Origin of the sequence: Enterobacter cloacae complex sp. P16RS2, from assembly GCF_014982155.1 — a bacterium.
GTDB lineage: Bacteria > Pseudomonadota > Gammaproteobacteria > Enterobacterales > Enterobacteriaceae > Enterobacter > Enterobacter cloacae_M.
The window spans coordinates 50,551-61,976 of the sequence record NZ_JADCKW010000004.1; the positions used below are offsets into that span (position 1 = coordinate 50,551).

Consider the following 11,426-nt stretch of genomic DNA (forward strand, 5'->3'; position numbering starts at 1 on the left):
GAGTTTTCTCTCGCCAGATCGTTAAAATCAAGTCGTCTTAAAACGTAATACAGGTTGCGCCCTGCTCCGCACCGGAGAGTTTCTCACGCAGCGCGCTGAACATTTCGCGTCCGGTCCCCACGCGCGATGCGCTCAGGTCAGGAATATGGGGCTGACGTGCCGCCAGCTCGGCGTCATCCACCAGCAGGGTTAACTCGCCCGTCTGGCCGTTCACGCGGATCATGTCACCGTCGCGCACTTTCGCCAGCAGACCGCCGTCGTAGGCTTCCGGCGTCACGTGGATGGCTGAAGGCACTTTACCGGATGCCCCGGAGAGGCGTCCATCGGTGACTAGCGCAATTTTGAAACGGCGGTCCAATAATACACCAAGTGGTGGCATAAGTTTATGTAATTCTGGCATCCCGTTAGCTTTAGGCCCCTGGTGACGCACCACCACCACGCAGTCTTTATCAAGCAGACCGGCGTCAAAGGCAGGTAATACGTCGTGCTGGCTTTCAAACACCACCGCCGGCGCTTCGATAACCTGGTTCTCTTCCGGTACGGCAGAGGTCTTCATTACCGCACGACCGAGGTTGCCGCTCAGCACTTTGGTGCCGCCATGAGGAGAGAACGGTTTGTCGATCGTAGCAATCACCTGCGCATCAAGGGACGCGCTCGCCCCTTCACGCCAGTCCAGCTCGCCGTTGTTCAGCCACGGCTCCTGGGTGTAGCGCTGAAGGCCAAAGCCCGCCACGGTATTTACGTCTTCATGCAGCAGTCCGCCCTTCAGCAGCTCGCGCATCAGCAGCGGTACGCCGCCTGCAGCCTGGAAGTGGTTAATATCCGCCGGACCGTTCGGGTACAGGCGCGCCATCAGCGGCACTACAGAAGAGATCTCGGAGAAGTCATCCCAGTTAATCAGAATGCCCGCCGCACGCGCCATGGCCACCAGATGCATGGTGTGGTTGGTTGAGCCCCCGGTTGCCAGCAGCGCGACAATCCCGTTAACAATGACTTTTTCGTCAACCATTTTACCCATCGGCATCCATTCGTTGCCGTTGCCGGTCAGACGCGTGACTTGACGGGCCGCGGCCTCGGTCAGCGCCTTGCGCAGCGGTGCATCCGGCTGGATGAAGGACGAGCCCGGAAGCTGCATCCCCATAAACTCCACCACCATCTGGTTAGTGTTAGCCGTACCGTAGAACGTACAGGTCCCCGGCGCATGATAGGACGCAGCTTCCGCCTCCAGCAGCGCCTGACGGTCTGCTTTCCCTTCCGCGTACAGCTGGCGGATACGCACTTTTTCTTTGTTCGGCAGACCGCTCGCCATTGGGCCGGACGGGACGAAGATCGCAGGCAAATGCCCAAACGACAGCGCCGCCATCACCAGGCCCGGGACAATCTTGTCGCACACGCCGAGGTACAGCGCGCCATCAAACATATTGTGTGACAGGCCCACCGCGGCAGACATCGCAATCACTTCGCGGCTCAGCAGGGACAACTCCATACCGTCCTGCCCCTGCGTCACGCCGTCGCACATGGCAGGTACGCCGCCCGCCACCTGGCCCACCGCATTTACGCTATGCAGCGCGTTACGGATGATAGTGGGATAGACCTCATAGGGCTGGTGGGCGGAAAGCATATCGTTATAGGAGGTAATAATGGCGATATTGTTACGCAACATGCTTTTCAGCGACGCTTTATCATCAGGCTGGCAGGCGGCGAAGCCGTGCGCCAGGTTCCCGCAGGCCAGCTGAGATCGGTGGACGGTGCTGCTCTTTGCCTGTTCAATCCGGGCGAGGTAGGCCGAACGGGTCTCTTTCGAGCGCTCGATAATGCGCTGTGTTACGCGTAACAATGTCGGATTCATAAAAGCTCCTCTAAATTATCTGTCCGGCTCGGGAGTTTACAAAGTCGCTGGCAGTTGTTAACAACGCTGAAACGCTTGCTGTCCGGAGCTCAGGGGCAAAATCGCTTCCGGCAGTGTAATAAAAAAAGCTCCGCGGGTGAATCCACGCGGAGCTTAAAAGTTGAAAATTGTGCCACTAGCTGTGTTAGATCATGTTACCGGTAAAATAACACTTTCGAGCTAGAGGATTATCTTACTCAAACTCGTTCCAGGAGCGGCCATCGCGGGTGATCATCGCCACCGACGCGACAGGTCCCCATGTACCCGCCTGATACGGTTTTGGCGCATCCTGATCGGCAGCCCAGGCTTCGGTGATGGAGTCGACCCATTTCCACGCCTCTTCCACTTCGTCGCGACGCACGAACAGCGCCTGGATACCGCGCATGGTTTCCAGCAGCAGACGCTCGTAAGCATCGGCCAGGTGCGTCTGGTTGAAGGTTTCGGAGTAGCTCAGATCCAGCTTGGTGGTCTGCAGGTTGTGTTTATGATCCAGCCCCGGCACTTTGTTCAGGATCTGGATATCCACCCCTTCGTCCGGCTGCAGACGAATGGTCAGCTTGTTCTGCGGCAGTTCCTGCCAGGACTCTTTGAACAGGTTCAGTTCCGGGTTTTTGAAGTAAACAACCACTTCGGAACATTTGGCCGGCAGACGTTTACCGGTGCGCAGGTAGAACGGAACGCCCGCCCAGCGCCAGTCGTCGATATCCACGCGGATCGCCACGAACGTCTCGGTGTTGCTGGACTTGTTCGCGCCCTCTTCTTCCAGGTAGCCCGGCACTTTTTTGCCTTGCGCAAACCCGGCGGTGTACTGACCGCGGACGGTCTTCTCACGCACGTTGGAGCGGTCGATGCGGCGCAGTGACTTCAGCACTTTCACTTTTGCGTCACGGATGCTGTCAGCCGTCAGGTCAGACGGTGGAGACATGGCAATCATGCACAGAATTTGCAGCAGGTGGTTCTGGATCATGTCGCGCATCTGGCCGGCCTGGTCAAAGTAACCCCAGCGACCTTCAATCCCCACCTCTTCCGCCACGGTGATTTCCACGTGGTCGATAGTGCGGTTGTCCCAGTTATTCACAAACAGGGAGTTAGCGAAACGCAGCGCCAGCAGGTTCAGAACCGTCTCTTTACCGAGATAGTGGTCAATGCGGTAGACCTGGCACTCTTCAAAGAACTCGCCCACCTGGTCGTTGATTTCACGCGAGGTTGCCAGCGACGTACCCAGCGGCTTCTCCATCACGACGCGCGCCGGTTTGGCGTTCAGTTTGGCTTCGCCCAGACCTTTGCAGATGGCGCCGAAGGTGCTTGGCGGCATGGCGAAATAGTTAATGGTGACACGGTTTTTCTGATCCAGCATCGCGCCTAAGCGGGTAAACGCGCTGACGTCGTTGACGTCCAGGTTGCAGAAATCGAGGCGTCCACTCAGGGTATCCCACAAACTTTCATCAATTTTTTCTTTCATGAAAGTTTCGAGCGCCTCGCGGACGACTTTGGTATAAGCGTCCTTGTCCCAGTCGGCGCGCCCGACACCCAGGATACGGGTATCCGGATGAATTTGGCCCGCTTTCTCCAGTTGATACAGGGAAGGCAGCAATTTTCGGCGTGCAAGGTCGCCTTTCGCGCCGAAAATGACCAGGTCACATGCCTGGGCTGTTTGCGTTACCGCCATGTCATTCTCCTCAGTTGGATCACCTGGTACTTCTGCCAGGTATCGTTGTAATTTTATTACAATGCACTGTACTGCTTTTACGTCATTCCCGAAACCATTAGCGCTTATCGTCGCGTGCGATACCGCGATTTTTCACCATCTGGGTGATTACGACGGCGTAATGACGCAACAACCGCCGTTTCTTTGCGCAACAGGGTCACAGCAAAACCCGACACCGATCAAGTAATGAAAAAAAACAACAACATTATCTTGTCGATTGTTACCCTTAATGGAAGCCACAGGGGTAATATCGGCTAAATCGAATCACGATTTCATCAATTTATGAAATCGTTTACACCCATGAGCATCCTGTTAACATGAACATGCTGGAAAAAATCCAGTTTCAACTGGAACACCTTAGCAAATCCGAGCGAAAAGTGGCCGAGGTCATTCTCGCCTCTCCCGCTCAGGCGATTCATTCAAGCATCGCCGCTCTGGCACAGGAAGCGGGTGTTAGCGAACCCACGGTCAATCGCTTTTGCCGTAGCCTGGAAACGCGCGGCTTTCCTGATTTTAAACTGCATCTGGCACAAAGTCTGGCTAACGGCACCCCATATGTTAATCGTAATGTGGATGAAGACGACAGCGTTGATGCCTATACCGCGAAAATTTTTGAATCGGCCATGGCTTCGCTCGACCACGTGCGCCAGTCTCTGGACATGAGTTCCGTGAATCGCGCGGTGGATTTGCTCACCCAGGCCAAGCGGATTGCGTTCTTTGGTCTCGGGTCGTCGGCAGCCGTGGCGCATGACGCCATGAACAAATTTTTCCGCTTTAACGTCCCGGTTATTTATTCCGATGACATTGTGCTGCAACGCATGAGCTGTATGAATTGCAGTGAAGATGACGTCGTGGTACTGATTTCGCACACCGGCCGCACCAAGAGTCAGGTAGAGCTGGCACAGCTGGCCCGTGAAAACGATGCCATGGTGATTGCCCTCACCACGGCAGGCACGCCGCTGGCGCGTGAGGCGACGCTGGCGATCACCCTCGACGTGCCGGAAGACACCGACATTTATATGCCGATGGTTTCCCGACTGGCGCAGCTTACCGTGATTGACGTGCTGGCAACCGGTTTTACCTTGCGTCGGGGCGCAAAATTCCGGGATAACTTGAAGCGGGTCAAGGAAGCGCTGAAGGAATCGCGTTTTGATAAAGAATTGCTTATAAAGAGCGATGTTCCCTGATAGTTGATAACGAAGACGTAACCAATAATTACGATGTAACGATTTACGGCATTCGGTCCACTCTCTGCTGCCTTGCAGCAGATGAAGGCCGATTCAATGTTCACGCAACACCAAAGTTGTTTCAGTCAACGGAGTATTACATGTCCAGAAGGCTTCGCAGAACCAAGATCGTAACCACCTTAGGCCCGGCCACCGATCGCGATAATAATCTTGAGAAAATTATCGCTGCCGGCGCCAACGTGGTGCGTATGAACTTCTCTCACGGTACGCCAGAAGACCATAAGTTACGTGCCGATAAAGTGCGTGAAATCGCAGCCAAACTGGGCCGCCACGTTGCTATCCTCGGCGATTTGCAGGGTCCAAAAATCCGCGTATCGACCTTTAAAGAGGGTAAAGTTTTCCTCAATATCGGCGACAAATTCCTGCTGGATGCCAACCTGGGCAAAGGCGAAGGCGATAAAGAGAAAGTCGGTATCGACTATAAAGGCCTGCCGGCTGACGTTGTGCCAGGCGATATCCTGCTGCTCGACGACGGTCGCGTACAGCTTAAGGTGCTGGAAGTTCAGGGCATGAAAGTGTTCACCGAAGTCACCGTCGGCGGCCCGCTTTCCAACAATAAAGGCATCAACAAACTGGGCGGCGGCCTCTCTGCAGAAGCGCTTACCGATAAAGACAAAGCGGACATCGTGACGGCTGCGCTGATCGGCGTTGACTACCTGGCGGTCTCCTTCCCGCGCTGCGGCGAAGATCTGAACTATGCGCGTCGCCTGGCTCGTGATGCAGGCTGCGATGCTAAAATCGTCGCGAAAGTTGAACGCGCGGAAGCCGTTTGCGATCAGGATGCCATGGACGATGTGATCCTCGCGTCCGACGTGGTGATGGTTGCGCGTGGAGACCTGGGCGTGGAAATTGGCGACCCTGAGCTGGTAGGGATCCAGAAAGCGCTGATCCGTCGCGCACGTCAGCTGAACCGCGCGGTGATCACCGCCACTCAGATGATGGAATCGATGATCACCAACCCTATGCCAACCCGTGCAGAAGTTATGGACGTGGCTAACGCCGTGCTGGACGGTACCGATGCGGTGATGCTCTCTGCGGAAACCGCTGCAGGCCAGTATCCGGCAGAAACCGTGGCCGCCATGGCGCGCGTCTGCCTGGGCGCTGAAAAGATCCCAAGCATCAACGTTTCTAAACACCGTCTGGACGTGCAGTTCGACAACGTGGAAGAAGCGATAGCGATGTCTGCGATGTACGCGGCAAACCATCTGAAGGGCGTTACCGCGATCATCACCATGACCGAATCTGGCCGCACCGCGCTGATGACCTCTCGTATCAGCTCTGGTCTGCCGATCTTCGCCATGTCCCGTCATGAACGTACGCTGAACCTGACCGCGCTGTACCGCGGCGTGACGCCGGTTCACTTCGACAGCACCAATGACGGCGTAGCTGCGGCGCACGATGCCGTAAACCTGCTGCGCGACAAAGGCTATCTGGTGTCCGGTGATATCGTCATTGTGACCCAGGGCGACGTGATGAGCACCATCGGCTCAACCAACACCACGCGCGTTATGACCGTCGAGTAATAACGTCTGTGTTAAAAAGCCCTCTCCATCTGGAGAGGGCTTTTTTTATTTCCTCGGATAAAGCTCTTTGCGTTTATAGGGCTCTGTTTCACCCGGTTTCCGCGTTTTAAGCAGCTTCAGGATCCACGTGTACTGTTCGGCATGCGGCCCCACCAGGATTTCCACCTCTTCGTTCATTCGACGCGCGATCGTGTGGTCGTCAGCGGTCAGCAGATCATCCATCGGCGGACGAACCTCAATACTCAAGCGATGCGTTTTCCCGTCATAGACCGGGAACAGCGGGATCACTCGGGCACGACAGACTTTCATCAGGCGGCCAATCGCGGGGAGCGTCGCTTTATAGGTCGCAAAGAAATCGACAAACTCGCTGTGCTCGGGACCGTGGTCCTGATCCGGCAAATAATAGCCCCAGTACCCCTGACGCACCGACTGAATGAAGGGCTTAATGCCATCGTTACGCGCATGCAAACGTCCGCCAAAACGACGGCGCACCGTATTCCAGACAAAATCGTAGATTTTATTTCCCTGGTTATGGAACATCGCCGCCATTTTCTGGCCCTGAGACGCCATCAGCATCGCCGGAATATCAACACCCCAGCCGTGGGGGACAAGGAAAATGACTTTCTCGTCATTGCGGCGCATCTCCTCGATGATGTCCAGCCCTTTCCAGTCAACGCGATCGACGATTTTATCCGGCCCTTTCAGCGCCAGTTCAGCCATCATCGCCATTGCCTGCGGGGCGGTGGTATACATCTCATCAATGATTGCCTCGCGCTCGGCGTCGCTTTTCTCAGGAAAACAGTAGTAAAGGTTGATCTGCGCGCGGCGGCGGGCGCTCTTGCCTAAACGCCCGGCCAGACGGCCAATTTTACCGAGAACGGGATCGCGAACAGAGGCAGGCAGCATCGCCATCCCCGCAAAGGCGTAAACACCAAGCCAGGCACCCCAGTTGCGCGGATGTCGGAAGGATTTTTCAAACTCAGGAATATATTCAATGTTGTTTTTTTTGGTTTCCATGCTGGATCCAGGGTCTGATGACGCAAAAATTTTATTCAGATAGTGTAGCGAGGCAGTCGTCCACGCACAAAAGAAAAAGCCGGCGTCAGTGTGCGCCGGCTTTTTTAACAAAAACAGAGGGCTTAGTTTAAGCTCAGCTGCGGCATCACCTCTTTCACCTGCGCCAGATAATCAGTGCGATCTTTACCTGTCAGGCCTTCGGTGCGCGGCAGTTTCGCCGTCAGCGGGTTCACGGCCTGTTGGTTGATCCACACTTCATAGTGCAGGTGCGGGCCGGTAGAGCGCCCGGTATTGCCGGAGATCGCGATACGGTCACCACGCTTCACCTTCTGGCCCGGTTTGACCAGCAGCTTACGCAGGTGCATGTAGCGGGTCGTATAAGTGCGGCCATGACGTACCGCGACATAATATCCGGCGGCACCGCTACGCTTGGCCACCACCACTTCACCATCTCCAACCGCCAGTACCGGCGTGCCCTGCGGCATGGCAAAGTCAACGCCACGGTGCGGCGCAACGCGCCCGGTTACCGGGTTCAGACGACGCGGGTTAAAGTTAGAGGAGACGCGGAACTGTTTTGCCGTCGGGAAGCGCAGGAAGCCTTTTGCAAGGCCCGTACCGGTACGGTCATAGAACTTACCGTCTTCGGCACGAATCGCGTAGTAATCTTTGCCCTCGGAGCGCAGACGTACGCCCAGCAGCTGGCTTTGCTCGCGCTTGCCGTCCAGCATTTCGCGAGACATCAGGACGGAGAACTCATCGCCCTTCTTCAGCTTGCGGAAATCCATCTGCCACTGCATGGCTTTGATCACCGAGCTGATTTCAGCGCTGGTCAGGCCTGCATCGCGCGCGCTGGAGACAAAGCTCGCGCCCACGGTGCCTTTCAGAACGCTGTTAACCCAGTCACCCTTCTGCATTTCGCTGGTCATCTTGAAACCGTTTGCAGTGCGATCGTAGGTGCGGGTTTCGCGGCGGGACATTTCCCAGGTCAGACGCTGGAGATCGCCATCCGCCGTTAAAGTCCAGGAGAGCTGTTGTCCGATTTTCAGGTTGCGAAGATCTTTATCCGCAGCCGCCAGCTGGCTGATATTGCCCATGTCGATGCCGTACTGGTTAAGCACGCTGCTCAGCGTGTCTCCGGTAGAGACAACATATTCGTGGATACCCGCCTCGTTCTCGGTTTTATCGTCCAGCTCATCCTGCGGGATAGCTTCATCTTCCTGAGCCGCCTGGTCGATAGGCTCACTGGCTTCAGGCAGCAAAGAACGGATTTCGCTCTTTTCAAGCTCAATGGTTTTAATGATAGGGGCAGAACTCGGGTGGTAAACATAGGGCCGCCAGACGGCGACCGCTAAGGTGAGAACTGTAAGCGACCCCAGCATAACGCGGTGGGGTCGTGGCAGATTGTTAAATGCCAGGGCGACAGAGCGGGCTATCTGTTGCACGTATTCACTTCCTCGTTAATCTCCTTTCAGGCAGCTCGCATACTGGTTCGCCAGTTGGCTGAGGAACTGCGAATAGCTCGCTTTGCTCAACTGGATATTCGTACCTAGCGGGTCAAGGGTTCCCATGCGCACGGATGTTCCCCTGGCCACGGCTTCTACGACCGCTGGCCTGAACTGTGGCTCAGCAAAAACGCATGTCGCTTTTTGCTCAACCAACTGTGTTCTGATTTCATGTAAACGCTGCGCACCAGGCTGAATTTCAGGGTTGACGGTGAAGTGGCCCAGTGGGGTCAAACCGTAGTGTTTTTCGTAATAGCCGTAGGCGTCATGAAAAACGAAATACCCTTTACCTTTCAACGGTGCGAGCTCATTACCAACCTGCTTATCGGTTGCGGCTAATTGTGCCTCAAAATCCTTCAGGTTGGCGTCTAGTTTGGCTCGACTTTGCGGCATAAGTTCCACTAATTTGTCATGGATTGCAACCGCTGAAAGCCGCGCTATCTCTGGGGATAACCAAAGATGCATGTTGTACTCGCCGTGATGGTGATCTCCATCACCTTTTTCGCCGTCTGCGGCATGATGATCATGTTCGTCGCCGTCGTCATCCGCCCCTTTCATGAGCAACGGTTTCACCCCGGAGAGTTCGGCAATCGCGACCTGTTTTTCGCCAGCAACCTGTTTTGCTGACTTTTGCATAAACGCTTCCATTTCCGGACCAATCCAGACGACTAAGTCCGCGTTTTGTAAGCGTTTTACATCCGACGGGCGCAGGGAATAGTCATGCTCGGATGCACCATCAGGGAGCAGAACCTGGGTTTCCGTTACCCCGTCTGCAATGGCGGACGCGATGAAACCGAGTGGTTTAAGCGAAGCGACAACCGCAGCGTTAACATCTTGTGCGGTTGTACCCCAAAGGGCAGCGGATAATGCTGCGAAAAGAAGCGTATTTTTATGTAACATAATGCGACTAATCATCGTAGTGAATGCGTGGAATGTGATATTATAACATTCGTTGACTTCTTCAAGCTTAAAATGACATGACGACATTGGTTTCTCTTGAAAATATTTCGGTCTCATTCGGGCAGCGCCGCGTCCTCTCTGACGTGTCGCTCGATCTGAAGCCCGGCAAAATTCTGACGCTGCTCGGCCCCAATGGCGCAGGCAAATCCACCCTGGTGCGCGTGGTGCTGGGTCTGGTCGCCCCCGATGACGGCGTAATTAAGCGCGAGGAAAAATTGCGTATTGGCTATGTGCCGCAAAAACTTCACCTCGACGCCACGCTGCCGCTGACGGTCAGCCGTTTCCTGCGTCTGCGCCCCGGCACCCGTAAAGCCGATATTCTCCCGGCGCTGAAACGCGTGCAGGCGGGCCATCTTGTCGATGCGCCGCTGCAAAAACTGTCCGGCGGTGAAACTCAGCGTGTTTTACTTGCCCGCGCGCTGCTGAGCAGCCCGCAGCTGCTGGTACTGGATGAACCAACTCAGGGTGTGGATGTGAATGGTCAGGTTGCGCTTTATGATTTGATCGACCAGCTACGTCGGGAGCTTGATTGCGCCGTGCTGATGGTGTCTCACGACCTGCATCTGGTGATGGCAAAAACCGACGAAGTGCTGTGTCTCAACCACCATATCTGCTGTTCCGGTACGCCTGAAGTGGTGTCAATGCATCCGGAGTTTATCTCCATGTTCGGCCCCCGCGGCGCTGAACAGCTGGGTATTTACCGTCATCATCATAATCATCGCCATGATCTACAGGGACGAATCGTACTGCGTCGGGGAAATGGACACTCATGATTGAACTGTTACTGCCCGGCTGGCTGGCCGGGATTATGCTTGCCTGCGCCGCGGGTCCACTCGGCTCGTTTGTTGTCTGGCGCAGAATGTCCTATTTTGGCGATACCCTGGCGCACGCGTCTCTGCTGGGCGTTGCCTTTGGTCTGCTGCTGGATGTCAACCCCTTCTACGCGGTGATTGTGGTCACGCTGCTGCTGGCCGCCGGTCTGGTCTGGCTGGAAAAGCGCCCTCACCTCGCCATTGATACGCTGCTTGGCATTATGGCGCACAGTGCCCTGTCTCTGGGCCTGGTGGTGGTCAGCCTGATGTCGAACATCCGCGTGGATCTGATGGCCTACCTCTTCGGCGACCTGCTGGCCGTGACGCCGGAAGATCTCATCGCTATCGCCGTTGGCGTGGTGGTAGTGCTCGCTATTCTGCTCTGGCAGTGGCGGAATTTACTGGCCATGACCGTCAGTCCTGATCTGGCATTTGTCGACGGCGTGAAGCTGCAGCGCGTAAAACTGCTGCTGATGCTGGTGACGGCGTTAACGATTGGTGTCGCAATGAAGTTTGTCGGCGCGCTGATTATTACGTCGCTGCTGATCATCCCTGCCGCCACGGCGCGTCGCTTTGCCCGTACGCCGGAGCAGATGGCTGGCGTAGCCGTGATTATCGGAATGATTGCGGTAACGGGTGGGTTAACCTTCTCGGCGTTCTATGACACGCCTGCGGGGCCATCAGTGGTGCTGAGTGCGGCGGTGCTGTTTATCTTCAGTATGATGAAAAAGACCGCGAATTAACATGGCGGGCGCAGAAGCCCTCACCG

Annotated in this window: 9 protein-coding genes; 4 read left to right on the top strand and 5 right to left on the bottom strand. The window is 55.6% G+C overall.

What is annotated here, in order from left to right:
- Positions 1–37: 37 nt before the first annotated feature.
- Positions 38–1,849, bottom strand: coding sequence for a phosphogluconate dehydratase (gene edd / locus INF68_RS01555; RefSeq protein WP_045404461.1), 1,812 nt, complete (start codon positions 1,847–1,849; stop codon positions 38–40).
- A 232-nt stretch (positions 1,850–2,081) separates the two neighbouring features.
- Positions 2,082–3,557 (bottom strand): glucose-6-phosphate dehydrogenase, encoded by a 1,476-nt coding sequence (gene zwf / locus INF68_RS01560; RefSeq protein ID WP_023312228.1) that lies wholly within the window; start codon positions 3,555–3,557, stop codon positions 2,082–2,084.
- Between the two features lie 356 nt (positions 3,558–3,913).
- Between zwf and INF68_RS01565 the strand changes: the two genes are divergently transcribed.
- Together INF68_RS01565 and pyk are read left to right on the top strand one after the other, a co-directional pair.
- Entirely contained in the window at positions 3,914–4,783 is an 870-nt protein-coding gene (locus INF68_RS01565) for a MurR/RpiR family transcriptional regulator (RefSeq protein WP_023312229.1), read from the top strand.
- A 140-nt stretch (positions 4,784–4,923) separates the two neighbouring features.
- A complete protein-coding gene (pyk, locus tag INF68_RS01570; protein ID WP_008500455.1) occupies positions 4,924–6,366 on the top strand; it encodes a pyruvate kinase in 1,443 nt (480 codons plus the stop codon).
- A 45-nt stretch (positions 6,367–6,411) separates the two neighbouring features.
- Here the strand turns inward: pyk and lpxM are convergent, their stop codons facing one another.
- The 3 genes from lpxM to znuA form a co-directional block, all read right to left on the bottom strand.
- Positions 6,412–7,383 (bottom strand): lauroyl-Kdo(2)-lipid IV(A) myristoyltransferase, encoded by a 972-nt coding sequence (lpxM, locus tag INF68_RS01575; RefSeq protein ID WP_023312230.1) that lies wholly within the window; start codon positions 7,381–7,383, stop codon positions 6,412–6,414.
- A 122-nt stretch (positions 7,384–7,505) separates the two neighbouring features.
- A complete protein-coding gene (gene mepM / locus INF68_RS01580; RefSeq protein WP_023312231.1) occupies positions 7,506–8,825 on the bottom strand; it encodes a murein DD-endopeptidase MepM in 1,320 nt (439 codons plus the stop codon).
- A 15-nt stretch (positions 8,826–8,840) separates the two neighbouring features.
- On the bottom strand, positions 8,841–9,785 hold the full coding sequence (gene znuA, locus INF68_RS01585; RefSeq protein ID WP_045404493.1) for a zinc ABC transporter substrate-binding protein ZnuA: 945 nt from the start codon (positions 9,783–9,785) through the stop codon (positions 8,841–8,843).
- Positions 9,786–9,862: 77 nt separating this feature from the next.
- On the opposite strand from znuA, the gene znuC reads away from it, so the two are divergent.
- Together znuC and znuB are read left to right on the top strand one after the other, a co-directional pair.
- Positions 9,863–10,618 carry a zinc ABC transporter ATP-binding protein ZnuC gene (gene znuC, locus INF68_RS01590; RefSeq protein ID WP_126786411.1) on the top strand — a complete coding sequence of 252 codons (756 nt, stop codon included), beginning with the start codon at positions 9,863–9,865 and terminating at the stop codon, positions 10,616–10,618.
- Positions 10,615–11,400, top strand: coding sequence for a zinc ABC transporter permease subunit ZnuB (gene znuB / locus INF68_RS01595; protein ID WP_029741768.1), 786 nt, complete (start codon positions 10,615–10,617; stop codon positions 11,398–11,400). Before znuC ends, znuB begins: the two co-directional genes overlap by 4 nt.
- Positions 11,401–11,426 lie beyond the last annotated feature (26 nt).

Bases quoted from the DNA above. Each gene is read 5' to 3' on its own strand.
- edd (WP_045404461.1), bottom strand. From the start codon at position 1,849: ATGAATCCGACATTGTTACGCGTAACACAGCGCATTATCGAGCGCTCG.
- zwf (WP_023312228.1), bottom strand. From the start codon at position 3,557: ATGGCGGTAACGCAAACAGCCCAGGCATGTGACCTGGTCATTTTCGGC.
- INF68_RS01565 (WP_023312229.1), top strand. From the start codon at position 3,914: ATGAACATGCTGGAAAAAATCCAGTTTCAACTGGAACACCTTAGCAAA.
- pyk (WP_008500455.1), top strand. From the start codon at position 4,924: ATGTCCAGAAGGCTTCGCAGAACCAAGATCGTAACCACCTTAGGCCCG.
- lpxM (WP_023312230.1), bottom strand. From the start codon at position 7,383: ATGGAAACCAAAAAAAACAACATTGAATATATTCCTGAGTTTGAAAAA.
- znuA (WP_045404493.1), bottom strand. From the start codon at position 9,785: ATGTTACATAAAAATACGCTTCTTTTCGCAGCATTATCCGCTGCCCTT.
- znuC (WP_126786411.1), top strand. From the start codon at position 9,863: ATGACGACATTGGTTTCTCTTGAAAATATTTCGGTCTCATTCGGGCAG.
- znuB (WP_029741768.1), top strand. From the start codon at position 10,615: ATGATTGAACTGTTACTGCCCGGCTGGCTGGCCGGGATTATGCTTGCC.